27 protein-coding genes are annotated in these 24,107 nt (G+C 71.5%); 21 read left to right on the top strand and 6 right to left on the bottom strand.

Annotation, left to right across the window (positions count from 1 at the left end):
* Window positions 1-41: 41 nt before the first annotated feature.
* Both dnaJ and OG514_RS11665 read left to right on the top strand, forming a co-directional pair.
* Entirely contained in the window at window positions 42-1,229 is a 1,188-nt protein-coding gene (dnaJ, locus tag OG514_RS11670; RefSeq protein WP_266893632.1) for a molecular chaperone DnaJ, read from the top strand.
* Between the two features lie 4 nt (window positions 1,230-1,233).
* A complete protein-coding gene (locus OG514_RS11665; RefSeq protein ID WP_266893630.1) occupies window positions 1,234-1,680 on the top strand; it encodes a helix-turn-helix domain-containing protein in 447 nt (148 codons plus the stop codon).
* Between the two features lie 63 nt (window positions 1,681-1,743).
* On the opposite strand, the gene OG514_RS11660 is transcribed toward OG514_RS11665, so the two are convergent.
* Both OG514_RS11660 and OG514_RS11655 read right to left on the bottom strand, forming a co-directional pair.
* Window positions 1,744-2,217: a hypothetical protein gene (locus OG514_RS11660; RefSeq protein ID WP_266893628.1), complete on the bottom strand. Its 474-nt coding sequence runs from the start codon at window positions 2,215-2,217 to the stop codon at window positions 1,744-1,746.
* Window positions 2,218-2,261: 44 nt separating this feature from the next.
* A complete protein-coding gene (locus OG514_RS11655) occupies window positions 2,262-3,266 on the bottom strand; it encodes a helix-turn-helix transcriptional regulator (RefSeq protein ID WP_266893626.1) in 1,005 nt (334 codons plus the stop codon).
* 107 nt (window positions 3,267-3,373) lie between these two features.
* On the opposite strand from OG514_RS11655, the gene OG514_RS11650 reads away from it, so the two are divergent.
* Both OG514_RS11650 and OG514_RS11645 read left to right on the top strand, forming a co-directional pair.
* On the top strand, window positions 3,374-3,637 hold the full coding sequence (locus OG514_RS11650; protein WP_266893624.1) for a hypothetical protein: 264 nt from the start codon (window positions 3,374-3,376) through the stop codon (window positions 3,635-3,637).
* Window positions 3,634-3,954 (top strand): hypothetical protein, encoded by a 321-nt coding sequence (locus OG514_RS11645; RefSeq protein WP_030323603.1) that lies wholly within the window; start codon window positions 3,634-3,636, stop codon window positions 3,952-3,954. Before OG514_RS11650 ends, OG514_RS11645 begins: the two co-directional genes overlap by 4 nt.
* A 149-nt stretch (window positions 3,955-4,103) precedes the next feature.
* On the opposite strand, the gene OG514_RS11640 is transcribed toward OG514_RS11645, so the two are convergent.
* The gene (locus tag OG514_RS11640) at window positions 4,104-4,508 is read right to left on the bottom strand and encodes a pyridoxamine 5'-phosphate oxidase family protein (protein WP_266893620.1); all 405 of its coding nucleotides are present in this window, start codon (window positions 4,506-4,508) and stop codon (window positions 4,104-4,106) included.
* Between the two features lie 122 nt (window positions 4,509-4,630).
* Between OG514_RS11640 and clpB the strand changes: the two genes are divergently transcribed.
* Entirely contained in the window at window positions 4,631-7,222 is a 2,592-nt protein-coding gene (gene clpB / locus OG514_RS11635; protein ID WP_266893618.1) for an ATP-dependent chaperone ClpB, read from the top strand.
* A gap of 1 nt (window position 7,223) precedes the next feature.
* On the opposite strand, the gene OG514_RS11630 is transcribed toward clpB, so the two are convergent.
* Complete coding sequence (locus OG514_RS11630) at window positions 7,224-7,643, bottom strand: hypothetical protein (RefSeq protein WP_266893616.1); 420 nt, start codon at window positions 7,641-7,643, stop codon at window positions 7,224-7,226.
* Between the two features lie 140 nt (window positions 7,644-7,783).
* On the opposite strand from OG514_RS11630, the gene OG514_RS11625 reads away from it, so the two are divergent.
* Window positions 7,784-8,320 carry a YbjN domain-containing protein gene (locus tag OG514_RS11625; protein ID WP_266893614.1) on the top strand — a complete coding sequence of 179 codons (537 nt, stop codon included), beginning with the start codon at window positions 7,784-7,786 and terminating at the stop codon, window positions 8,318-8,320.
* A gap of 103 nt (window positions 8,321-8,423) precedes the next feature.
* On the opposite strand, the gene OG514_RS11620 is transcribed toward OG514_RS11625, so the two are convergent.
* A complete protein-coding gene (locus OG514_RS11620; protein WP_266893612.1) occupies window positions 8,424-9,593 on the bottom strand; it encodes a pyridoxal phosphate-dependent aminotransferase in 1,170 nt (389 codons plus the stop codon).
* A 190-nt stretch (window positions 9,594-9,783) separates the two neighbouring features.
* On the opposite strand from OG514_RS11620, the gene OG514_RS11615 reads away from it, so the two are divergent.
* The 11 genes from OG514_RS11615 (at window position 9,784) to OG514_RS11565 (ending at window position 19,770) form a co-directional block, all read left to right on the top strand.
* Window positions 9,784-10,002 (top strand): hypothetical protein, encoded by a 219-nt coding sequence (locus OG514_RS11615; protein WP_266893610.1) that lies wholly within the window; start codon window positions 9,784-9,786, stop codon window positions 10,000-10,002.
* A gap of 52 nt (window positions 10,003-10,054) precedes the next feature.
* A complete protein-coding gene (locus OG514_RS11610) occupies window positions 10,055-10,309 on the top strand; it encodes a hypothetical protein (protein WP_266893608.1) in 255 nt (84 codons plus the stop codon).
* Window positions 10,310-10,607: 298 nt separating this feature from the next.
* Window positions 10,608-11,126, top strand: coding sequence for a DUF2617 family protein (locus OG514_RS11605; RefSeq protein WP_266893606.1), 519 nt, complete (start codon window positions 10,608-10,610; stop codon window positions 11,124-11,126).
* Window positions 11,127-11,201: 75 nt separating this feature from the next.
* On the top strand, window positions 11,202-12,923 hold the full coding sequence (locus OG514_RS11600; protein ID WP_266893604.1) for a spermidine synthase: 1,722 nt from the start codon (window positions 11,202-11,204) through the stop codon (window positions 12,921-12,923).
* A gap of 75 nt (window positions 12,924-12,998) precedes the next feature.
* The gene (locus OG514_RS11595) at window positions 12,999-13,838 is read left to right on the top strand and encodes an SRPBCC family protein (protein ID WP_266893602.1); all 840 of its coding nucleotides are present in this window, start codon (window positions 12,999-13,001) and stop codon (window positions 13,836-13,838) included.
* Between the two features lie 62 nt (window positions 13,839-13,900).
* Window positions 13,901-14,686: an aldose 1-epimerase gene (locus OG514_RS11590; protein ID WP_266900823.1), complete on the top strand. Its 786-nt coding sequence runs from the start codon at window positions 13,901-13,903 to the stop codon at window positions 14,684-14,686.
* A gap of 35 nt (window positions 14,687-14,721) precedes the next feature.
* The gene (pyrE, locus tag OG514_RS11585) at window positions 14,722-15,261 is read left to right on the top strand and encodes an orotate phosphoribosyltransferase (RefSeq protein ID WP_266893600.1); all 540 of its coding nucleotides are present in this window, start codon (window positions 14,722-14,724) and stop codon (window positions 15,259-15,261) included.
* Window positions 15,262-15,483: 222 nt separating this feature from the next.
* Entirely contained in the window at window positions 15,484-16,506 is a 1,023-nt protein-coding gene (gene fbaA / locus OG514_RS11580) for a class II fructose-bisphosphate aldolase (RefSeq protein WP_266893598.1), read from the top strand.
* An 89-nt stretch (window positions 16,507-16,595) separates the two neighbouring features.
* The gene (locus tag OG514_RS11575) at window positions 16,596-17,762 is read left to right on the top strand and encodes a MalY/PatB family protein (RefSeq protein WP_266893596.1); all 1,167 of its coding nucleotides are present in this window, start codon (window positions 16,596-16,598) and stop codon (window positions 17,760-17,762) included.
* 50 nt (window positions 17,763-17,812) lie between these two features.
* The gene (locus OG514_RS11570; RefSeq protein WP_266893594.1) at window positions 17,813-19,267 is read left to right on the top strand and encodes an MFS transporter; all 1,455 of its coding nucleotides are present in this window, start codon (window positions 17,813-17,815) and stop codon (window positions 19,265-19,267) included.
* A gap of 89 nt (window positions 19,268-19,356) precedes the next feature.
* Window positions 19,357-19,770, top strand: a complete 414-nt coding sequence (locus OG514_RS11565) for a DUF3151 domain-containing protein (protein WP_266893592.1) — start codon at window positions 19,357-19,359, stop codon at window positions 19,768-19,770.
* A 385-nt stretch (window positions 19,771-20,155) separates the two neighbouring features.
* On the opposite strand, the gene OG514_RS11560 is transcribed toward OG514_RS11565, so the two are convergent.
* Complete coding sequence (locus tag OG514_RS11560) at window positions 20,156-20,395, bottom strand: hypothetical protein (RefSeq protein WP_266893590.1); 240 nt, start codon at window positions 20,393-20,395, stop codon at window positions 20,156-20,158.
* Between OG514_RS11560 and OG514_RS11555 the strand changes: the two genes are divergently transcribed.
* The 4 genes from OG514_RS11555 to OG514_RS11540 all read left to right on the top strand — a co-directional run bounded on the left by OG514_RS11555 (window position 20,364) and on the right by OG514_RS11540 (window position 24,099).
* On the top strand, window positions 20,364-20,933 hold the full coding sequence (locus tag OG514_RS11555) for a DUF3152 domain-containing protein (protein ID WP_266893588.1): 570 nt from the start codon (window positions 20,364-20,366) through the stop codon (window positions 20,931-20,933). The two genes, OG514_RS11560 and OG514_RS11555, sit on opposite strands and share 32 nt — an antisense overlap.
* A 124-nt stretch (window positions 20,934-21,057) precedes the next feature.
* Complete coding sequence (locus tag OG514_RS11550; RefSeq protein ID WP_266893586.1) at window positions 21,058-21,915, top strand: tryptophan 2,3-dioxygenase family protein; 858 nt, start codon at window positions 21,058-21,060, stop codon at window positions 21,913-21,915.
* A 10-nt stretch (window positions 21,916-21,925) separates the two neighbouring features.
* Window positions 21,926-23,125: a kynureninase gene (gene kynU, locus OG514_RS11545; protein WP_266893584.1), complete on the top strand. Its 1,200-nt coding sequence runs from the start codon at window positions 21,926-21,928 to the stop codon at window positions 23,123-23,125.
* A gap of 104 nt (window positions 23,126-23,229) precedes the next feature.
* Entirely contained in the window at window positions 23,230-24,099 is an 870-nt protein-coding gene (locus OG514_RS11540; protein WP_266893581.1) for an alpha/beta hydrolase, read from the top strand.
* Window positions 24,100-24,107: the final 8 nt, after the last annotated feature.

Here is a 24,107-nt window from a genome sequence, read left to right as displayed (position 1 = left end):
GTGACAGCAGACCCCGGAGCAGTCCGGAAGGAGGGACGTCGATGAGCACGAAGGACTTCGTCGAGAAGGACTACTACAAGGTTCTCGGCGTCCCCAAGGACGCCACCGAGGCCGAGATCAAGAAGGCGTACCGGAAGCTCGCCCGCGAGAACCACCCGGACGCCAACAAGAACGACGCCAAGGCCGAGGAGCGCTTCAAGGAGATCTCCGAGGCCAACGACATCCTCGGCGACCCCAAGAAGCGCAAGGAGTACGACGAGGCCCGCGCCCTCTTCGGGAACGGAGGCTTCCGGTCGCCCGGCGGCCCCGGCGGCGGCTCGTTCAACTTCGACCTGGGCGACCTCTTCGGAGGCTCCCAGGGCGGCCCCGGCGGCGGCTTCGGCGGCGGTGGCGGTGGTGGCGGCATCGGGGACGTCTTCGGCGGCCTGTTCAACCGCGGCGCCGGTGCGGGCGCCCGCACCCAGCCGCGGCGCGGCCAGGACATCGAGTCCGAGGTGACGCTCAGCTTCACCGAGGCCATCGAGGGCGCGACCGTACCGCTGCGGATGTCCAGCCAGCAGCCGTGCACGGCGTGTTCGGGCACCGGCGACAAGAACGGCACCCCCCGGGTGTGCCCGACCTGCGTCGGCACCGGACAGGTCTCGCGCGGCAGCGGTGGCGGCTTCTCGCTCACCGATCCCTGTGTGGACTGCAAGGGCCGCGGTCTCATCGCCGAGAACCCCTGCGAGGTCTGCAAGGGCAGCGGCCGGGCCAAGTCCTCCCGCACCATGCAGGTCCGCATCCCGGCGGGTGTGAGCGACAACCAGAAGATCCGTCTTCGGGGCAAGGGAGCACCGGGGGAGCGCGGCGGGCAGAACGGCGATCTGTACGTCGTGGTGCACGTCGACACCCACCCGGTCTTCGGCCGCAAGGACGACAACCTCACCGTCACCGTGCCGGTCTCCTTCACGGAGGCGGCGCTCGGCGGCGAGATCAAGGTGCCGACCCTCGGCGGCCCCGCGGTCACCCTCAAGCTGCCCGCGGGCACTCCGAACGGCCGGACCATGCGCGCCCGGGGCAAGGGCGCGGTCCGCAAGGACGGCACACGCGGCGACCTTCTCGTGACGGTCGAGGTCGCGGTGCCGAAGGAGCTGGACGACAAGGCACGTGACGCCCTGGAGACCTATCGCGAGGCGACCGCCTCCGAGGATCCGCGGGCGGAGCTGTTCCAGGCCGCGAAGGGAGCGTGACCCGGTGGACGGGCGCCGACGCAATCCGTACGAACTGACCGACGAGTCGCCGGTGTACGTCATCTCGGTGGCGGCCCAGCTCTCCGGTCTGCACCCGCAGACCCTCCGTCAGTACGACCGTCTCGGTCTGGTCTCCCCGGACCGTACGGCCGGTCGTGGCCGGCGCTACTCGGCCCGTGACATCGAGCTGCTCCGTCAGGTGCAGCAGCTGTCGCAGGACGAGGGCATCAACCTGGCCGGAATCAAGCGGATCATCGAACTGGAGAACCAGGTCGCGGCGTTGCAGAGCCGGATCGCGGAGCTGTCGGCGGCCGTCGACGGCGCGGCGGCGGCGATGCGGCAGCGCGAGGCCCAGGTGCACGCCTCCTACCGGCGCGATCTGGTGCCGTACCAGGACGTGCAGCAGGCGAGCGCGCTGGTGGTCTGGCGCCCGAAGCGCACCGGCGAGTAGTTCTCGCACGCGTGAAGCCCCCTCCGTGGAAGCGGAGGGGGCTTCACGCGTGTACGGGGTGGTCTACGGGATGAGTTCGGCCACGATGTCGCCGATGGTCTCCCACCAGGGCGCGGCACCCGTGCCGAACGCGGCGGCGAGGGCGGTGCCGACGGCGCGGTCGAGCGGGGTGGGTTCGGCGGCGGGGTGCCAGTCGGCGTCGACCGTGCCGTCCCCCGGGGACTCCAGGGTGCCGAGCGCCTTCCCGTTCCGGGTGAGCCGGCTGTCCACGTGCGAGGAGGGGACGAGCCGGTAGCGGATGCCGTCGACGCGGACGTCCACGCGGTAGGAGCGGCGCAGCAGCCGCGCGCGGGCCGGCTCGATGACGGCGGGTTCCCCGGCCACCGTCAGCGCCAGCAGCGCGGGCTTGCGGGTGCCGATCGGCGTGTGGGTGTCGGGGCGGGTCCCGGGGGCCCGTACGAGCTCCACGGTGGGCAGCTCGTACCCGGAGACCCGGAGGGTCCCGGCGGGCCCGTCGAGGTCGATCTGTACGTACACGGTGGTCGGTTGTCCCGTTCGACGCTGGTCAGGTGTCTCGGTGGTCAGTTGTCTCCTTCGAGGATGCCCGACTGCGCGATCAGATAGCCGAGCTGGGCCCGGCTGCCGCTGCCGAGGGCGGCGGCGAGTTTGGCGATGTGGGCGCGGCAGGTGCGCACGTTCATGCCGAGGCGGCGGGCGATGGCCTCGTCGACATGGCCCTCGACGAGGAGCTTGGCGATGGAGCGCTGGACGCCGCCTATGCCGTCCACGGAGGGGCTGTAGGGGATCTCGTCCTCCCAGGGCACTCCGTGCAGCCAGAACTGGTCGAAGACGCCGACGAGGTACTGGACGAGGCCCTCGTGGCGGAGTTCGAGGGCGACCTGGCGGTCGCTGCGCGCGGGTACGAAGGCGACCTTGCGGTCGACGATGATCAGCCGGTCGACGATCTCTTCGAGGGTGCGCAGGTCCAGCCCGTAGGGGGCGACGCGTTCGACGTAGGCGAGCGTGGCGGGATGGTGCCGTGCCGTGTGCTGGTAGAGCGTCCGCATCCGGACACCACGGTCGAGCAGCGGTTCCATGCGGCGCAGGGCGGCTTCGAGGGTCTCGGGGCGGCGGCCGCTGCCGGGCTGGATGGTGAGGAGTTCCTCGGTGCACTCGTTGATGGCGCGGTCCAGCGCGGCATTGATGACGCTGAGGCCTTCGAGGACCGTGATCGCCTGGGCGCCGGAAGGGTCCTGCGTGTGGATGGCCATGAACGGCTCGAAAGCGTCCGCGAGGGCTATCGCGTGCTGCCGGCGGGCCTGTATCTCCTGCTCGATGGGGTGCACGAGCTGGTTGAGGGCGATCGAGGGCGGCACGGGACGCAGCCACTGGCTGTCGTCCGGGTCCGGGTGCAGGAGGGACAGTTCCCTCAGGCAGGGGGCGGCTTCGGCGTCGGCGCGGGCTATTCGGCCGATGCGGAGAGCGCTTGCATAGAGCTCCTTGCCCGCGTCGCATAGTTCACCGTGACTGTGCTTATGACCGGACTCGTCGCATTCTCGCCTCATTTGCACCCCCCTCAGGGTCATGAATTACAGGAACATGATGCCCGGCTTGGCTGGTGGAAAGGGTCGTGCGTGAGCCATCGTCTTATTCGCGGGGGGGAGGTAGTGATCAAAAGAGGTGGAGATCGGCCATGACCAGGATGGTTCGTGCACTTAGCGCCATAGCCGTTGCGGCGGCTGCTCTCGGCGCACTCGCCGTCGGCGAGCCCTCGTGGGAGAGCACCCCGGCGCATTCCGTGGCGGGGCCGGGCGAGCCCTCGTGGGAGATCGCTCCGGCGCACGACGTGGTGGCGGCACCCGATGAGCCTTCGTGGGAGATCGCTCCCAGGGACGTCGTGGTCGCCGCTCCTTCCGAGCCTTCCTGGGAGATCGCTCCCAAGGGCGCGGGCGCGTGACCGTGCCGCCGGACGACCCCAGGTTCCGCCGGGAGATGGCTTCGGCCTACCGGTCCGGGTGGCACTTCGTCGACCTCGCCACGGCAATCCCCCACCGTGGCGACGCGTTGAAGATCACCCTCTTCGGAGAGCCGATCGTGGTGGCACGGGAGCAGGACGAGGACGTCCGCGCCTACCGCTGCCTCCGCCGTCCCCGCGGCGCCCCACAGCCCATCCGCTGTGCCATCCGGTACGGCATGATCTTCGTCAATCTCGACCAGCGGGACCACCAGCTGATCGAGCCCGAGACCATCACCGCCACCCCCCGCAGTGCCTGAGCGATTCCCCCGTCGTTGTAGATCGCTCAAGCACTTCCCCCACACAGCGGCGCCATCGCGGACCTGAAACGCGATGGCGCCGTTGTGCTGCCCGGATTTTCCCGTAGCGGGGATCATCCGGGCCTTCCCGTACGGGAGGGGTACGTTCCTCAGGCGCGGCCCATCGCCCGGGTGAGGGTGATCTCGATGACGACCCGGTCCGGGTTCTCGGCCGGCGTGCGCCCGTAGCGCTCCGCGTAGCGCGCCACCGCGTCCGCGACGACCTCCGCCTCCGTACGGATGCGTGCGACGCCCTCCAGGGTGGCCCAGCGCCCCTTGTCGACCTGGCAGACCGCGACCCGCGCGCCGTCCGCGCCCGCCGCCAGCACGTTGGCGACCTTCCGGCTGTGCTTGTTGGTGATGACCCGGGCGTATCCGCCCTCGGGGTCGTAGGTGACGCCCACCGCCACGACGTGCGGAGTGCCGTCCGGGCGCGGGGTGGTCAGGGTGCACATGTGGTACTCGCGCCAGAAGCTGAGGTACGAGTCGGAGGGGTTCCTCGGGTCGGTCGCCATGCACGGAAACTACCCGGGGCAGAGCTCCCTCCGAAACCTTGAGCGGAACCGACTCAACTTTGTGTACCCTGGAGGAGTCATAAAGGGAGAGGACCCGCGAAACCCCAGGAGGAACACCGCACGTGGACGCCGAACTGACCAACCGGAGCCGGGACGCGATCAACGCGGCCAGCAGCCGCGCCGTGTCCGAAGGGCACGCCGACCTGACCCCCGCCCACCTTCTGCTCGCACTGCTCACCGGTCAGGACAACGAGAACATCACCGACCTGCTCGCCGCCGTCGAGGCCGACCAAGCGGTCGTCCGGGCCGGTGCGGAGCGGCTGCTCGCCGCTCTGCCGAGCGTCACCGGGTCCACGGTCGCGCCCCCGCAGCCCAGCCGCGAGTTCCTCGCGGTCATCGCCGACGCCGACCGGCAGGCCAAGGAGCTCGGCGACGACTACCTGTCCACCGAGCACCTCCTCATCGCGATCGCGGCCAAGGGCGGCCAGGCCGGTGAGATCCTCGACCGGCAGGGCGCGAGCGCACCGAAGCTGCTCGACGCCTTCGAGAAGAGCAGGGGAGGACGCCGGGTGACCACACCCGACCCGGAGGGGCAGTACAAGGCGCTGGAGAAGTTCGGTACGGACTTCACGGCCGCCGCGCGCGAGGGCAAGCTGGACCCGGTCATCGGCCGCGACCACGAGATCCGCCGCGTCGTGCAGGTGCTGTCCCGCCGCACCAAGAACAACCCGGTCCTCATCGGTGAGCCCGGCGTCGGCAAGACCGCCGTCGTCGAGGGCCTCGCCCAGCGGATCGTGAAGGGCGACGTACCCGAGTCGCTGAAGAACAAGAGGCTGGTCTCGCTCGACCTCGGCGCGATGGTCGCCGGAGCCAAGTACCGCGGCGAGTTCGAGGAGCGGCTCAAGACCGTCCTCTCCGAGATCAAGGCCAGCGACGGCCAGATCATCACCTTCATCGACGAGCTGCACACGGTCGTCGGCGCGGGCGCCGGCGGCGACTCCTCCATGGACGCGGGCAACATGCTCAAGCCCATGCTGGCCCGCGGCGAGCTGCGGATGGTCGGCGCGACCACCCTCGACGAGTACCGCGAGCGGATCGAGAAGGACCCCGCCCTGGAGCGCCGCTTCCAGCAGGTCCTGGTCGCCGAACCCACCGTCGAGGACACCATCGCGATCCTCCGCGGCCTCAAGGGCCGGTACGAGGCCCACCACAAGGTGCAGATCAACGACTCCGCGCTGGTGGCCGCCGCGACCCTCTCCGACCGGTACATCACCTCCCGCTTCCTCCCCGACAAGGCCATCGACCTCGTCGACGAGGCCGCCTCCCGGCTCCGCATGGAGATCGACTCCTCGCCCGTCGAGATCGACGAGCTCCAGCGCTCCGTGGACCGGCTCCGCATGGAGGAGCTGGCCCTGAAGAACGAGACGGACGCGGCCAGCAAGCAGCGCCTGGAGAAGCTGCGGCGCGACCTCGCCGACCGCGAGGAGGAGCTGCGCGGCCTCACCGCCCGCTGGGAGAAGGAGAAGCAGTCACTCAACCGGGTCGGCGAGCTGAAGGAGCGCCTCGACGAGACCCGCGGCCGCGCCGAGCGCGCCCAGCGCGACGGCGACTTCGACACCGCCTCCAAGCTGCTCTACGGCGAGATCCCGGCCCTGGAGCGGGAGCTGGAGGAGGCGAGCGAGGCCGAGGCCCAGCAGGAGTCCAGCAAGGACACCATGGTCAAGGAGGAGGTCGGCCCCGACGACATCGCGGACGTCGTCGGCGCCTGGACCGGCATCCCCGCCGGCCGCCTCCTGGAGGGCGAGACGCAGAAGCTGCTCCGCATGGAGGAGGAGCTCGGCCGGCGGCTGATCGGCCAGTCCGAGGCCGTCCAGGCCGTCTCCGACGCCGTGCGCCGCACCCGCGCGGGCATCGCCGACCCCGACCGCCCCACCGGTTCCTTCCTCTTCCTCGGCCCCACCGGCGTCGGCAAGACGGAGCTGGCGAAGGCGCTCGCGGACTTCCTCTTCGACGACGAGCGGGCCATGATCCGCATCGACATGTCGGAGTACGGCGAGAAGCACAGCGTCGCCCGGCTGGTCGGCGCGCCTCCCGGCTACGTCGGCTACGAGGAGGGCGGCCAGCTCACGGAGGCGGTCCGCCGCCGTCCGTACAGCGTGGTCCTGCTCGACGAGGTGGAGAAGGCGCATCCGGAGGTCTTCGACGTCCTGCTCCAGGTCCTGGACGACGGACGGCTGACCGACGGGCAGGGGCGGACGGTGGACTTCCGCAACACCATCCTGATCCTCACCTCGAACCTGGGCAGCCAGTACCTCGTCGACCCGCTGACCTCGGAGGACGTGAAGAAGCAGCAGGTCCTGGACGTCGTCAGGGCGAGCTTCAAGCCGGAGTTCCTGAACCGGCTCGACGACCTCGTGGTCTTCTCCGCCCTCGACCGGGCCGAGCTGGGCCGGATCGCCCGGCTCCAGATCGACCGGCTCGCCAAGCGGCTCGCCGAGCGCCGGCTCACCCTGGACGTCACCCCGGAGGCCCTGGAGTGGCTCGCCGAGGAGGGCAACGACCCGGCGTACGGCGCCCGGCCGCTGCGCCGCCTCATCCAGACGGCGATCGGCGACCGGCTCGCCAAGGAGATCCTCGCGGGAGAGGTCCAGGACGGCGACACGGTCCGCGTGGACCGCTTCGAGGACGGTCTGATCGTGGGCCCGGCGCGGTAGCTCAGTTGTCGAAGGCCCGGACACGTACGAGGGCGGTGTCGCCGTCCTCGTACGTGACCCGCAGGTGCACGTACAGCGCTTCGTCGAACGACACGTCCACGCACCGGTCCTCCTCGCAGGAGAACGAGGGCTCGCCCGTCGGGTAGGTCGCTTCCAGCCACCCCCCGAGCTCGGAGCGTGGCATCCGGAACTCGGCTGTGGCCTGGGTGTCCTGCCAGTGGGCCGCCGTGCAGCGGGCGTCCTCGGCGCTCACCGGGAGGCTTCCCCGCGCGAACGTCATCACCTCGGCGCAGTCGACCGGTTTCGACTCACCGATCTCGCTCCAGGCCATCGCGCCCCAGGCCAGTACGGCCACCGGCCCGCCGCAGAACACGGTCACCGCCGCCGAGACCCACACCCAGGTCCATGTGCGTGGCTTCACCGGTCCGGTCTTCTTCCCCGTTTTCTCCCCCATGAGGACCAGATCTTGTCAGCCCGCAGCGGATCGCGGGAGGTGGGGGTTGCCACGTACCGCCCGGCATGGGGGAGGATGGCGAGCATCCGTACGAAGGGAAATACACGGTGAGCATCGACCCGTCCTCGATTCCGAATTTCGGGGGCCAGCCCCAGCCTCAGGCCGCAGGACCGGCGGGCCCCGTCGTCCCCGACCAGGACCTCGTCAAGCAGCTTCTCGAGCAGATGGAGCTGAAGTACGTCGTCGACGACGAGGGTGACCTCGCGGCGCCGTGGGAGGAATTCCGCACGTACTTCATGTTCCGCGGCGAAGGCGAGCAGCAGGTCTTCTCGGTGCGGACGTTCTACGACCGCCCGCACTCCGCCGACGACCGCGCCAAGGTTCTCGACGCGATCGACGACTGGAACCGCCGCACCCTGTGGCCCAAGGTCTACACGCACCTGCACGAGGAGGAGGACGGCTCCGCCACCCTCCGCCTCATCGGTGAGGCCCAGATGCTGATCGGCACCGGCGTCGCCCTGGAGCACTTCGTGTCCTCCACGGTCAGCTGGGTCCGCGCCTCCATCGAGTTCGACAAGTGGGTCGTGGAGCAGTTCGGCCTGGAGTCCCCCGAGGAGAAGGCCGAGGGCGACGAGGAGGCCTGAGCCTCCCCGCACCCGACCCGGTCCCGACCCGGTACCCGACTCGGTGCAGAGCCCGGTTTCCCCTGTGGGAAGCCGGGCTCTCGCCGTGTGCGCGGGGGAAGGTTCAGGCCAGGCGCTTGAGGCGGGAGACGGCCTCCTCCAGGACCTCGGTCTTCTTGCAGAAGGCGAAGCGGACGAAGGGGGCGCCGGCCTCGCGGTCGTCGTAGAAGACGGCGTTGGGGATGGCGACGACACCGGCGCGCTCCGGCAGCGAGCGGCAGAAGGCGAAGCCGTCCTCGGCGCCGAGGGAGCGGATGTCGGTGGTGACGAAGTAGGTGCCCGCCGGGCGGTAGACCTCGAAGCCCGCCTCCGCGAGGCCGTCGCTCAGCAGGTCCCGCTTGGCCGCGAGCTCCGCGCGGAGGGTGTCGAAGTACGTGGCGGGCAGGCGGAGCGCCTCGGCGATCGCGTACTGGAACGGGCCGGACGACACGTACGTGAGGAACTGCTTGGCCGAGCGGACCGCGGAGGTCAGCTCGGGGCTCGCGGTGATCCAGCCGACCTTCCAGCCGGTGAACGAGAACGTCTTGCCGGCCGAGCCGATGGTGACCGTGCGCTCCCGCATCCCGGGCAGGCTCGCGATCGGCAGGTGCTCGGCGTCGTCGAAGACCAGGTGCTCGTACACCTCGTCGGTGACGACGAGCAGGTCCCGCTCGATCGCCAGCTCGGCGACGGCGGTCAGCTCGGCCCGGGTGAGGACGGTGCCGGTCGGGTTGTGCGGGGTGTTGAGGAGGATCAGCCGGGTCCGGTCGGTGACGGCGGCCCGCAGCTCGTCCAGGTCGAGGAGGTAGGAGCCCTCGTGGGGGCGCAGGGTGACGGGGACCCTGGTCCCGCCGGCCATCGCGACACAGGCGGCGTACGAGTCGTAGTACGGCTCCAGGGCGATCACCTCGTCGCCCGGTTCGACCAGCGCGAGCAGCGCCGCCGCGATCGCCTCGGTGGCGCCCGCGGTGACGAGCACCTCCGCGTCCGGGTCGTACGTGAGGCCGTACCGCTCCCGCTGGTGGTCGGCGATCGCCGACCGCAGCTCGGGGACGCCGGGGCCGGGCGGGTACTGGTTGCCCCGGCCGTCCCGCAGCGCGCGGACCGCGGCTTCCCGGATCTCCTCGGGGCCGTCGGTGTCGGGGAAGCCCTGGCCCAGGTTGATCGACCCGGTCCTGGCGGCGAGCGCGGACATCTCGGCGAAGATCGTCGTTCCGAACTCGGCGAGGCGGCGGTTGAGCAGCGGTCGTGTCATGACGGCCATCCTGGGGCGAAGCTCTGGAGTTCCTCAAGTGCGCTTTGACGAGTGGCCGGAACGGGGATCGCCCTGGCATGAGCATCACATTCTTCCTCTTCGGGATCGTGGGCGTGATCGCGATCGGGGTGGCCATCCTCGTGTCGGGGCTGAGGGGCTCCCCGCGCCGCTCGGGCGGTGGTGACAGCTGGTGGGCGGGCTCGACGGGATCGACCTCCTCGTCCGTCTCCTCCTGCTCGTCGTCCTCGTTCTCCTCGTCGTCCTCGGATTCCTTCTCCTGTTCCAGCTCCTCGTGTTCGAGCTCGTCCTGCTCCTCGTCGAGTTGCTCCAGCTCCTCCTCGTGCAGCTGAGGCTCCGGAACCGAGGAACCTCCGGAGCCAAGCTCTGGACTTGCTCAAGTCGGCTTTGACGGGGTGCCACCAAGGGCATCTCCCTCGCACAAGAGAACGGGGGTAGTACTGATGGAAATCTTCTTCGGCCTCATGGGGCTCCTGGTCGTCGTGGCGGTGTTCTCCGCCGTCAAGGGCAGGCTCGGCGGTGGCACGCGGCGGTCGCGGCGGCGCGGCGGGCGTTCGACCTCGGCCGGCAGCGGGGGCGGCATCACCTGGGCGGACGGCGGCGGTGGCGGGAGCAGCTGTGGCGGGAGCTCCAGCTCCTGCGGCGGATCCTCCAGCTGCGGTGGCGGGGGCGGGGGCGGTTGCGGCGGCGGCAGCTGAGCGGACGCCGATTCGGGAAGTGCCCACGTCCCCTTGGCACGTGACGTGGGCAATCGGCGCCGACTTGTCGATCGATTCTGATTGAACAATTGAACTGTTGGGTCCCCGAAGGGGTTGGAAAACACAGCAAGTTGGGTAAAAACGCTGCGAGTCGTCCGGCGTCCGTGGTTCTCTCGCTCCTGACAGAGACAGCCCTCGGACCGTGTGTGGACCCGAGCCGGCGATTCCCCACTCCCGTTGAACCCTTCTCCGGGGCGCCCCCGGCCCACCCGTCAAACCGTGTTTGCGGAGCCGACCCATGCTCACCACCCTGAAAACCTCCTATACCGACACCCGCGCGGCCGATCTGGCCTGGGCCCTCGGGCGCGAGCCGCTGCCCGCCCTCGCCGTGCTCGACCTCGAACTCTCCGGCGCCATACTCCAGTTGAGGCTGCTCGGCGCCTCCCACCAGGTCCTCCTGGAAGAGGAGGGCCGCAGCTGTTCGGAGACCGTCGCCTGTATGCCGGGCAGCAGCACCCCGCTCCCGCTCGGCGTCTCCAAGCGCGTCGGCGAATGGGAGTACGAATTCGCCGCCCGCGTCGAGACGCTCTCGCACGGCTCCTTCGCGGGCCGGGCACAGGAGTTGCTCGCACTCGTCGCCGACCACCCCAACGGACTCGCGGGGACCTTCCCCGGCTCGCCGCACGCCTTCACGGCGATGCTGGCGCAGCGCCACGAGGGGCAGGTGCGCTGGCGCACCTGGCACGCCTACCCGCAGGAAGGGCAGTTGGTGGTGACCAGGACCCGGATCGGCGCACGTATGCCTGCAACGCTCTAATACGCCCTCCCGGAGCCTCAGATGCACTCGTGTGGGTGACAAGGGGCGCCCGAGTCGTGACGTAGCGTTACGGTCATGATCGAGCCGACCGTGACCATGCCACCCAAGAGGGTGCGGCGGGCGCCCGCGCGGCGGCCCGAGCCGCCGCGCGAGACGGTGCGGTTCCCGGTCCTCGCGGTGGTCTTCGTCTGCGCCGCCTGCGGTCTGGTCTACGAACTCGAACTGGTCGCGCTCGCCTCCTATTTGATCGGCGACTCGGTCACCCAGGCCTCCGTCGTGCTCTCCGTGATGGTCTTCGCCATGGGCGTGGGCTCGCTCCTCGCCAAGCGGCTGCGCTGTCGCGCCGCCGTCGGCTTCGGCCTGGTCGAGGCCGGGCTCGCGCTCGTCGGCGGCTGCTCGGCGATGGTGCTCTACGCGGCCTTCGCCTGGCTCGGCGAATCGCGGTACGTGCTCGTGGCGTTCTCGCTCGCCATCGGGGTGCTCATCGGCGCGGAGATCCCCCTCCTGATGTCGCTGATACAGCGGGCCGGGGGACAGCCGGAGGCCCCGGGGCGGGCCGACCGCTCCGGGCGTTCCGGCCGTACCGGTCGTCCCGGGCGGAAGGCCTCGCTCGGGGAGCAGGACGACGCCGCCGGGACGGTCGCCGACCTCTTCGCCGCCGACTACGTCGGGGCGCTGGTCGGCGGCCTCGCCTTCCCGTTCCTCCTGCTGCCCTGGCTCGGCCAGCTCACCGGCGCCCTCGTCACCGGCGCGGTCAACGTGGTGGCGGGCGGCGGCCTCGTCCTGTGGGTGTTCCGCCGGGACCTGACGACCCGCTCGCGGGCCCTGCTCGTGGCCGTGAACGTGTTGGTCCTCGCCGTCCTCGCCACGGCGACCGTGCTCGTCGACGACTTCGAACAGGCCGCGCGCCGGGCGGTGTACGGGGAGCGGGTGCGGGTCGCCGTACACACCGAACTCCAGGAAGTGGTCGTGACCGGAGGCCGCGAGGGCCCGCCCGACCTGTTCCTCGACGGGCGCCTCCGGGTGGCCGGCCAGGACGAGTACCGCTACCACGAGGCGCTCGTCCACCCGGCGATGAACGGCGCGCACGCCCGCGTCCTGATCGTCGGCGGCGGGGACGGCATGGCCGCCCGCGAGGCCCTGCGCTACCCCGGAGTCCGCTCCGTCACCATCGTCGAACTCGACCCGGGCGTCGTCCGCCTCGCCCGTACGGACCCGGCCCTCGCCACGCTCAACGCGCAGGCGTTCCGCGACCGCCGCGTCCGGGTGGTCTACGCGGACGCCTTCCACTGGCTCCGGGGCGCCACCGATCGTGTGCAGGAACGGTACGACGTGGTGATCTCCGATCTGCCCGACCCCGGAATCACCCCCAGCACCAAGCTGTACTCGGAGGAGTTCTACGGTCTGGTGGCCCAGGTCCTCACCCTCTCCGGACGGTTCGCCGTGCACGCCGGGTCCGTCACCGACAGGCCCCGCACCTACTGGACCGTGGACGCCACCCTGCACGCGGCCGGCTTCGCGACCCGCCCCTACAGCGCGAGCGGCCGCACCCCCGGCTTCCCCGCCGGACCCGACCGCGCCGACCGCGCCAGCGGTACGGGACAGGGGCCCGACGACTGGGGCTTCCTCCTGGCGGTCCCGGGCAGCCGCCCGCCCGCCCTCGGCCTCGCCCCCGACGCACCCCGGCTGCGCTCGCTCGGCGAAGGCACCCTGGAGGCCGCGGCGCGCCGCGCCGAGCGCGGCCGGGGCCCCGAACTGCCCCCCTCGACCCTGGTGCACCCGCGGTACGGCGGCTGAGGACGGCGGCCGAGGGGAGCGGCTCCCGTGCGGAACAGGCGACGCCGCGCCGCTGCCTGAGTAGGCTCGGCTTCCATGGAGCATGAGGTGTTCGTCCCGGTCCCGGCCGAGGTTCTGCGCGCGACGCTCACGGACCCGGCCCGGGTGGTGCGCTGCGTCCCCGGCCTCCAGCGGGACGCCGACGCGGAGGCGGGCCCGCTCACGGGCCGGCTCAAGGTGCGGGTCGGCGGCAACACCATCACCTACCGGGGCGCCCTGAAGGTCGTCGAGCGGGACGGTGCCATCACCTACGAGGGCCAGGGCACCGAGGCCAGAGGCAAGGGCACGGCGGAGCTGTCGCTCACCGTCGTCCTCACTCCGGTGGCCGAGGGCACCAGCCTGAGCTTCACCGGCGGCCTGACGGCGGCCGGCCGGCTCGCCGAGACGACGGACGAGGCCCGGTCCACGGCGGGCGCCCGGCTGCTCGACAAGTTCGTGGAGGCGCTGGCGGCGATGGCGGACGAGCCGGAGCCGGTGGAGAAGCCGGAGCCGGTGGAGGAGCCGGAGTCGGCCGCCGCCGAGCCCGACACCGACGACGACGGGGTCGACGACGGTGTCGAGGAGCCGCGCCGGCCCGTCTTCGACGCGCAGATCCCGCCGCCGCCCCTCGACCCGCTCCTGGACGAGGGCTTCGCCGACACCCCCATCGATTTCCCCGCCCCGCAGCCCGCCGCCGAGGCGGCGCACGCCCGCCGGACCATGATCGGGCGGAGTGCCGAGGAGGTCGACCACGCCCCACCGCGCGGCCGGTACGCCCCCGTTCCCGCCCCCGAGTCGTCCAGCGCCGGGGCCACCCTGCGCTGGATCGCACCGGCCGCGGCCCTCGCGCTCGCCTCCGCCGTGGTCGTCAGCCGGGCGCTGCGCCGACGCCGCTGAAACCTGCCCGGAAACGGTCGGCCTCGTTCGGGGTCTCGCGCGATTAGGGTCAGGGCGTGAGCATGCAGACGCGACTGACGGCGGGCGACGCCGAGTTGACCATCAGCCCCGAGAACGGCTGCCGGATCGAGAGCCTGCGCATCGGCGGCACCGAGGTGCTGCGCCAGGGCGAGCGGTTCGGAAGCTTCCCGATGGTGCCCTGGTGCGGGCGGACCGAGAACGGCCGCTTCCGCAACGGGGCGACCACCCTGCAGCTGCCGGTCAACGCGCCCCCGCACGCCATCCACGGCACCGTCCGTGACCTCGCCTGGAAGACCGCCCGGACCTCCGCGACCGAGGCCGTCTTCACCTGCGAGCTGGGCGACCCGTGGCCGTACAAGGGCAGGGTCACCCAGGTCTTCGAGCTGGCCGAGGACGCCCTCACCCTCCGCTTCGGCGTTGAGACCTACGACGACTCCTTCCCGGCCCAGGCCGGCTGGCACCCCTGGTTCCTGCGCAACCTCGGCCGGGGCGGTCAGGACGTACGGCTCGACTTCACCGCCGCGTGGCAGGAGGAGCGCGGGGAGAACCACCTGCCCACCGGGCGCCGGATCGACCCCCTCCCCGGCCCCTGGGACGACTGCTTCGGCATGCCCGAAGGCGTCGACGTCACCCTCACCTGGCCGGAGGAGCTGGAGCTGAAGGTCACCAGCCGCGCCGCATGGGTCGTGATCTACGACGAACCCGAGGAAGCCGTCTGTGTCGAGCCGCAGTCCGGCCCGCCGAACGGCCTCAACACCCATCCGCGCCTGGTCACCCCGATCGACCCGCTGGAGGTCGAGAGCACCTGGAGCTGGCGCCGCCTCTGAGCGGTGTCTCCACGGCGCCCCTTAAGCTGCTGACCATGACTGACGTACGCGCTGAGCTGCTCCAGCAGATCAAGGACAAGGCCGTGGTGCACGGCAAGGTGACCCTCTCCTCGGGTCTGGAAGCCGACTACTACATCGACCTGCGCCGGGTCACGCTGGACGGCGAGGCCGCGCCGATGGTGGGTCAGGTCATGCTCGACCTCACCGCCGACCTGGACTTCGACTGCGTCGGCGGTCTGACCCTGGGCGCCGACCCGGTCGCGACCTCGATGCTGCACGCCTCCGCCGCGCGCGGACAGCGCCTCGACGCCTTCGTCGTACGGAAGGCGCAGAAGGCGCACGGCATGCAGCGCCGTATCGAGGGCACGGACGTCAAGGGCCGTCGCTGCCTCGTGGTCGAGGACACCTCGACCACCGGCGGCTCGCCGCTGACCGCCGTCGAGGCCGTCCGTGAGGCCGGTGGCGAGGTCGTCGCCGTGGCCACGATCGTCGACCGGGGCGCCGCCGAGGCCATCTCCGGGGCGGGTCTGGCGTACCTCACGGGGTACCAGCTGGCCGATCTTGGGCTGGCGTAACCGCCGCGAAGTCGTGACTTAGGTCCCGGACCCGAGCGAGAACGGGTCTGACCTGCATTTTTTCCAAGGGGCGGGGTGTTTCACGTGAAACACCCCGCCCCTTGGCATGCCGTGCCCGTGGGAGCCCGGAGAAGAGTCTGGAAGGATGGGCGTCGACGATGACGTCGCCCCCAGGTCAGGGACAGCAACGCACACACCCCGCACATCACAAGGAGCGGACGAATGCCCATCGCAACCCCCGAGGTCTACAACGAGATGCTCGACCGGGCGAAGGCAGGCAAGTTCGCCTACCCGGCCATCAACGTGACTTCGTCCCAGACCCTGCACGCCGCGCTGCGCGGCTTCGCGGAGGCCGAGAGCGACGGCATCATCCAGATCTCGACCGGCGGAGCCGAGTTCCTGGGCGGCCAGTACAACAAGGACATGGTCACGGGCGCCGTTGCCCTGGCCGAGTTCGCGCACATCGTCGCCGCGAAGTACGACATCACGGTCGCGCTGCACACCGACCACTGCCCGAAGGACAAGCTGGACGGCTACGTCCGTCCGCTGCTCGACGTCTCCGCCGAGCGCGTCGCCCGTGGCGAGAACCCGCTGTTCCAGTCGCACATGTGGGACGGCTCCGCCGAGACCCTCGCCGACAACCTGGCCATCGGCCAGGAGCTGCTCGCGAAGGCCGCCGCCGCCAAGATCATCCTTGAGGTCGAGATCACCCCGACCGGTGGCGAGGAGGACGGCGTCACCCACGAGATCAACGACGAGCTGTACACGACCGTCGACGACGCGCTCCGCACCGCCGAGGCCCTCGGCCTGGGCGAGAAGGGCCGCTACCTGCTCGCCGCCTCCTTCGGCAACGTGCACGGCGTCTACAAGCCGGGCAACGTCGTCCTCCGCCCGGAGCTCCTCAAGGACCTCCAGGCCGGTGTCGCCGAGAAGTACGGCAAGGCCTCCCCGTTCGACTTCGTCTTCCACGGCGGCTCGGGCTCCACGGCCGAGGAGATCGCCACCGCCCTTGAGAACGGCGTCGTGAAGATGAACCTGGACACCGACACCCAGTACGCCTTCACGCGTCCGGTGGCGAACCACATGTTCAAGAACTACGACGGTGTCCTGAAGGTCGACGGCGAGGTCGGCATCAAGTCGACCTACGACCCGCGCACCTGGGGCAAGCTGGCCGAGGCCGGCATGGCCGTCCGGGTGACCGAGGCGTGCGCGGCGCTGCGCTCGACCGGCACCAAGCTGAAGTAAGCGCTGAGGCAAGCGTTGTACGAGCGGCCCGGTACCTCCACCCTGGCGTGGGGGTACCGGGCCCTCGGCACGTCTGGAGGAGGATGACGGTGACGACGTACGACTTCGACCGGGAGATCGACCGGCGCGGGACCTGGTCGGTCCAGTGGGACGGGATCGCGGACCGCTTCGGCGTGCCCGACCTCCTCCCCTTCACCATCTCCGACATGGACTTCGCCTCCCCGCCGGAGGTCCTCGCGGCCCTCCGCGACCGCGTCGACCACGGGGTCTTCGGCTACACGGACTGGCGGCTCGGCGAGTTCCGGGAGGCGATCCGGCACTGGTACGCGGGCCGGTTCGACGCCGACATCGACCCGGACTCCCTCGTGTACGCGCCCTCCGTGCTCAACCAGCTCTCCCAGCTGCTGCGGATGTGGACCGGACCCGGCGACGGCGTGGTCGTCCACACCCCCACGTACGACGGCTTCCGCAAGGCCGTCACCGGGCTCGGGCGCGAGCTGCGCGGCGTCCCCGTCGGCGACACCGAGGCGCTCGAACGGGAGCTGGCCCGGCCGGACAGCACGATGCTGCTGCTCTGCTCCCCGCACAACCCGACCGGCCGGGTGTGGACGGAAGAGGAACTGACCTCCTTCGCCGCGCTCGCCGAGCGCCACGGCGTGGCCGTCGTCAGCGACGAGATCCACGCGGACCTGACCACCGAGGGCCACCGCCACGTCCCGTGGACCCGGATCGCCGAGCGGGGCCGGGGCCGCCGCTGGGCGCTGATCACCTCGGCCACCAAGGCCTTCAACTTCCCCGCGCTCTCCGGCTCGTACGGGATCATCGGCGACCCCGACGAGCGAGAGACCTTCGTCCGGCGCATGGAGACCGGCGAGGGGCTGGCCTCGCCGGCGGTGCTCTCGCTGACCGCCCACATCGCCGCGTACCGGCACGGCGCGGCCTGGCTGGACGAGCTGCGCGCCTACGTGGCGGGCACGATGAGCATGGTCCGGGAGCACCTCGCGGACGGCCTTCCCGAGCTCGTCTGGGCACCCCCGCAGGCGGGCTACCTCGCCTGGATCGACCTGCGCCCGCTCGGCATCGAGGAGGCCAGGCTCCAGGAGGAGCTGGTCACGGTCGAGAAGGTCGCGATCATGCCGGGCGGGGTGTACGGCACGCCCGGCTTCGTCCGGCTGAACGTGGGCTGTCCGCGGAAGAAGGCCGAGCGGGGCATGGAGGCCCTGGTGCGGGCGGCGGGACGACTGCGCACGACCTGAGGCCACCGTTCCGGAGGGCGGGGCGGCGCGCTTCGCGGGACCATGCTGGCATGGGCGTGCGGGACGTGCGGATGGCCTCGGGGACCGGTCGGTGGATCCTGTTCACCACCGTCCTCGGTTCCGGGATGGCGCTGCTCGACTCCACCGTCGTCAATGTCGCCCTGCCCCACATCGGGGAGGACCTGGGCGCCGACATGGCCGTGCTCCAGTGGACGGTCAACGCCTACATGCTGACCCTCGCCGGGCTGATCCTGCTCGGCGGGGCGCTGGGCGACCGGTTCGGGCGCCGTCGGGTCTTCGTGATCGGGGTGGTGTGGTTCGCGCTGGCCTCGCTGCTGTGCGGCCTCGCGCCGAACGCCGGCGTGCTGATCGGGGCCCGCGCCCTCCAGGGGGTCGGCGGGGCGCTCCTCACCCCCGGCTCGCTCGCCCTGATCCAGGCGAGTTTCCACGAGGAGGACCGGGCCAGGGCGGTCGGCCTGTGGTCCGGCTTCGGCGGGGTGGGGGCGGCGATCGGGCCGTTCGTCGGCGGCTGGCTGGTGGACGGGCCGGGCTGGCGGTGGGTGTTCCTGCTGAACGTGCCGCTCGCCGCCCTCTGCGTCCCCGTCGCCCTGCGCCACGTGCCGGAATCGCGGGACGAGACCGCGCACGGCCGCTTCGACGTGCTCGGCGCGGCCCTGGGTGCGGCGGCCCTCGCCCTCGTGACGTACGCGCTGATCGGCGCGGCCTGGTGGGCCGGGGCGGCCGGGGTCCTCGTCGGGGTCTGGTTCGTGGTGGTGGAGCGGCGGCGCGGGGAGTCGGCGATGGTGCCGCCGTCGATCTTCGCGTCGCGGATGTTCGTCGCGGTCAACCTGGTCACCCTCTGTGTGTACGCGGCCTTCGGCGGCTTCTTCTTCCTGGCCGCCCTCCAGCTCCAGGTGGTGGCCGGCTACTCGGCGCTCGGCGCCGGTACGGCCCTGCTGCCGACGACCGTCCTGATGCTGCTGCTCTCGGCGAAGTCCGGGGAGCTGGGGGAGCGCATCGGGCCCAGGATCCCGCTCACGGTGGGACCGCTGCTGTGCGCCGCGGGGATGCTCCTGATGCTGCGGGTCGGCGAGGACGCCTCGTACGTACAGGACGTGCTGCCGGCCATGCTGGTGCTCGGGCTCGGGATGACGGCCCTGGTCGCGCCGCTGACCGCGACCGTGCTCGCCTCGGTGGACGTGTCCAGGGCGGGCCTCGCGAGCGGGATCAACAACGCGGCGGCACGGGCGGCCGGGCTGCTCGCGGTGGCCGCGCTGCCGATGCTCGCCGGGATGGGCCCGGAGGCGTACCGCTCGGCGGAGGAGTTCGGGGAGACGTTCCGGCGGGCGATGCCGATGTGCGCGGGGATCCTGGTGGTGGGCGCGGTCCTCGCCTGGACGACGATGCGGACCCCTGCGGGCGCGGACTGCCACCCGGAGTGCAAGGTGCACTGCGGGGTGTCGTCCCCGCCGCTCGATCCGGGACAGCGGGACGCGGCGGCCTGAGCGGGCCGGTGCTTGCGCGGCGGGGCCTCCGGCGCACGTCCTTCCGCCACGAGGCCTCCGGGCGCCGGGACTGAGGCAGACTGGGGCCCATGGCCATGCATGAGAACCTCCTGGGGGGACCGGCCCCCACCCACCTGCCCGACGACCCGGGTCCGCGCGAGCTGCTCGCGAACGGTACGGCGCCGGCGGACGTCGCCGCGAAGTACCCGACCTCCTCGCTCGCCTGGGCCCAGCTCGCCGACGACGCCTACGAGCGCGGCTCGGTCGTCGAGTCCTACGCCTACGCCCGTACCGGCTACCACCGCGGCCTCGACGCGCTGCGCCGCAACGGCTGGAAGGGCCACGGCCCGGTGCCGTGGGAGCACGAGCCGAACCGTGGCTTCCTGCGCGCGCTGCACTCGCTCGCCCGTGCGGCCGGCGAGATCGGCGAGAAGGACGAGTACGAGCGCTGCACCACCTTCCTGCGGGACTCCTCGGAGACCGCGGCGGAGACGCTCGGCTGACATCGTCCGTCGTCGTCCGTCCGCTGTCCGTCGGCTGAAAGCCGTCTGACACTGTCCGGATTTCGCCCTGTCCGACGGACCGGGGGAAATCCGGACACACCCCCCTGGTTCGTTCGAAGGTGTTCGAGTGGGGTCGGTACGATCCCCGGGACCGCAGGACCGAAGCCGCCGGTACCGAGGCCCCATCTCCTCTTCCCCCACTGCCGGCCGACGCAGGGGAGACGTCTGTCGTGGGCAAGCGTGCCGCATCCGCAGGACGGCGAAAAACGCAGGGCCGGCGGCAGGGGAGAGGCAGACGCGGCCCCGTGGGCCGGCTCGCGCTCCCGGCGCTGGCCCTGATGACGGTCGCGCTCGGCACCGGTGTCGCCCTCGCCCACTTCAAGGGTCAGGCGCCCGAGGACACGGCGGCGGCCCCGGCCATCACCCCCGTGCCGGAGCCGACGACGGGGAGCCCGGCCCCGGAGAAGACCGTCCCCGCCCCCAGGCCCACGACGGCGAAACCGAAGCCGCCGCCGAAACCGAAACCGAAACCGAAACCGACGCCGAAGAAGACGCCGAAGGCCTCGAAGGCCCCGAAGAAGACGCCCGCCACCGTGCCGAAGTCCGGTGCCGGGACCTTCACCACCGCGCAGGCCTCCGGTACGCCGGTCGGCGAGAGCGGCACGTTGCGCCGCTATCAGGTCCAGGTCGAGGAGGGCATCGACCTGTCGGCGCGCGGGGCGGCCGCCGAGATCCAGCAGATCCTGGCGCATCCGCGCGGCTGGGCCGCGCACGGCCGGGGCCGCTTCCAGCTGGTGTCGGAGGACGCCGACTTCGTCATCCGGATCGCCACCCCGGACACCGCCGACGCGCTCTGTCTGCAGCAGGGCCTGGACACCCACGGCGAGCTGAACTGCGAGACCACCGACGGGGTCGTGGTGAACCTCAGGCGGTGGATGCTGGGCTCGCCGACCTTCGCGGGGGAGGCCGCCGAGTACCGACATCTGATCATCAACCACGAGGTCGGGCACGAGATCGGCATCCGCGAGCACATGGACTGCCCGGGTCCGGGCAAGCTCGCGCCCGCGATGATGCAGCAGATCAAGGGTCTGAACGGATGCCGTTCGAACGCGTTTCCGTATGACGAAGACGGGAGCTACATCACCGGGCCGATCGTGTCATGATGCGCTTGGGACGGTGCGCGACGAAGCCCGCCTCCCGAGGGGACCGGGGCTCCCGTGACGCACGGAACGACGTGCGCGCGGTGGAGCAGACCGCTACCCGGTAGTTCGTATCGAGGAGACAGAAATGTCACTCTCCCCGGGTTCTCCCGATTCCGGAGCCGGTTCGGTCACCAACGACCCGAACCTCGACTTCGCCGGCACGACGCCGTACGAGGACTACGTCCAGGCGGACGTCCTGACCCACCTCCAGCACCTTCGCTCGGACGACCCCGGCGAGATGGTCTTCCTGGTCACCACCCAGGTCATGGAGCTGTGGTTCACCGTCATCGTCCACGAGTGGGAAACCGCGAGCCGCGCCCTGCGCGAGGACCGGGTCCCCGTCGCGATGGATGCGCTCAAGCGCTCCGTGCGCGAGCTGGAGGCCCTCAACCACTCCTGGCGTCCGCTCGCCCAGCTCACTCCCGGCCAGTTCAACGCCTACCGCGCCGCGCTCGGCGAGGGCTCCGGGTTCCAGTCCGCGATGTACCGGCGGATGGAGTTCCTGCTCGGCGAGAAGTCCGCGTCCATGCTCGTCCCGCACCGGGGCGCGCCCCGCGTCCACGCCGAGCTGGAGAAGGCGCTCCACGAGCCGAGCCTGTACGACGAGGTCCTCGGGCTGCTCGCCCGCCGCGGCCTGCCCGTCCCGGCCGCCGTCCTCGGCCGCGACCTCGCGCAGCGCTACGAACCCTCGACCGAGGTCGAGGCGGTCTGGGCCGCGATCTACGCGGACGCCGACCAGAACGCCGAGCTCGTGAGGCTCGGCGAGGCGCTCAGCGACGTCGCCGAACTCGTCTGGCGATGGCGCAACGACCACCTGGTGGCGACCCGCCGCGCGATGGGCTCGAAGACCGGCACCGGCGGCTCGGCGGGCGTGGCCTGGCTGGAGAAGCGGGCGCAGAAGAACGTCTTCCCGGAGCTCTGGACGGCGCGCAGCCATGTCTGAGACTGATGTCATGGCAGACCTCCAGAAGCAGGCACACGCCCTCGACACAGCAGACGAACTGGGCAAGCACCGCGAGAAGTTCGCCCTCGACGCAGGGACCGTCTACCTCGACGGCAACTCGCTCGGCGCGCTGCCCGCCCACGTCCCGGCCCGGATGGCCGACGTCATCACCCGTGAGTGGGGCGAGCTGCGCATCCGCTCCTGGGACGAGTCGGGCTGGTGGACCGCGCCCGAGCGGATCGGCGACCGGATCGCCCCGATCGTCGGCGCCGCCCCCGGGCAGATCGTGGTCGGCGACTCGACCAGCGTGAACGTCTTCAAGGCGGTCGTCGCGGCGGCCCGGCTGAACGGTGACGACCGGGACGAGATCCTCGTCGACGCGACCACCTTTCCCACGGACGGGTACATCGCGCAGTCCGCAGCGCGGATGACGGGTCACGAGATCGTGGCCTGCGACCCGGCCGACATGGCGGACGCGGTGAGCGACCGCACGGCCGCCGCCCTCGTCAACCACGTGGACTACCGCTCCGGTCGTCTGCAGGACCTGCCCGGGATCACCGCCGCGCTCCACGAGGCGGGCGCGCTCGCGGTCTGGGACCTGTGCCACAGCGCGGGCGCCCTGCCCGTCGGCCTGGACGTCCACGGGGTCGACCTGGCCGTCGGCTGCACGTACAAGTACCTGAACGGCGGGCCCGGTTCGCCGGCCTACCTGTACGTCGCCGAGCGCCACCAGGCAGCCTTCGACTCGCCGCTGCCCGGCTGGAACTCGCACGCCGACCCCTTCGCCATGACCCCCGGGTACGAGGCCGCCGCGGGCGCCGTGCGGGGCCGGGTCGGCACGCCCGACATCCTCTCCATGCTGGCCCTCGAAGCGGCGCTCGACGTCTGGGACGGGGTCGCGATCGAGGCCGTACGGGCCAAGTCCCTGGCGCTCACGGACTTCTTCCTGGAGTGCGTGCGCGCGTACGTGCCGGCGGGCCGCGTCGCGTCCGTGACGCCCGAGGCGCACGGCGAGCGGGGCAGTCAGGCCGCGCTGAGCTGCGAGAACGCCCCGGCCGTGATGGCCGAGCTGATCAAGCGCGGTGTCGTCGGCGATCTGCGCCGCCCCGACATCCTGCGGTTCGGCTTCACCCCGCTGTACGTCGGCTTCGCGGACGCGGAGAAGGCCGCGCGGACCCTCGGGGAGGTCCTGGCCGACCTCCCCGCCTGAGGGATGACGGTCCGATGATCGCCTGATCTGCGGGGGGCTCCAGTCCTGGTACCGTCCCCGCAGGTCAGGCCAATTCGGCCCCGTACCCGAGAGGTTGGAACAGCATGCCGGACCCCGCCGCGCGCGATGCCGCCGAAGAGGCGTCCGCCTTCTCGCACCCGGCCGTCCCCCCGGACGCCACCGCCGCGTACGGCGACCACCCGGACCAGGTGATCGACTTCTACGCCCCGCGCGGTGGCCACACCCGGGCCCCGCTCGTCGTCGCCCTGCACGGCGGCGCCTGGCGGGCACCCTACGACCGGCAGCACCTGACCCCTTTCGTGGACTTCCTGGCCCGTCGCGGCTTCGCCGTGGCGAACGTCGAGTACCGGCGCGGCAGCGACATCCCCCGACAGGGTGGCGCCGCCCCGGTCGCCGGGCGCTGGCCCGAGACCTTCGACGACGTGGCCGCCGCACTCGACGCCCTGCCGGAACTGGCCGCCGCGCACCTGCCGGAGGCCGACACCGGCCGGATCGTCCTCACCGGCCACTCCGCGGGCGGCCAGCTCGCCCTGTGGGCCGCCGCCCGCCACGTGCTGCCCGCCGGCTCCCCCTGGCGGCTGCCCGCCCCGCCCGCGCTGCGCGGGGTCGTCGCCCTCGCCCCGATCGCCCACTTCGGGCGGGCGGTCGAGCTGGGCGTGTGCGGCGGCGCGGTCACCGAGCTGCTCGGCGACCCCTCCGCGTACGAGGAGCGGGCGGCTCACGCCGACCCGTCGGCGCTCCTGCCGACCGGGATCGCGACCACCGTCGTCCAGGGCCGCACGGACCTCGACGTGCCGTACACCGTCGCCGACGCCTACGCCGAGGCGGCCGCGAAGGCGGGCGAGGCGGTCGGCCTGACGCTCCTGGAGGAGGTCGGCCACTTCCCGCTGATCGACCCGGCGGCGGACGCGTGCGCGGTGGTGGCGGAGGAGATCGCCCAGCTGGCCTGGTGACCCGACGA

The organism is Streptomyces sp. NBC_00572 (assembly GCF_026341815.1).
In the GTDB taxonomy this organism is placed as follows: Bacteria; Actinomycetota; Actinomycetes; order Streptomycetales; family Streptomycetaceae; genus Streptomyces.
The sequence above is the reverse complement of the archived record's forward strand: the minus strand, read 5'-3'. Positions and strand labels throughout refer to the sequence as shown.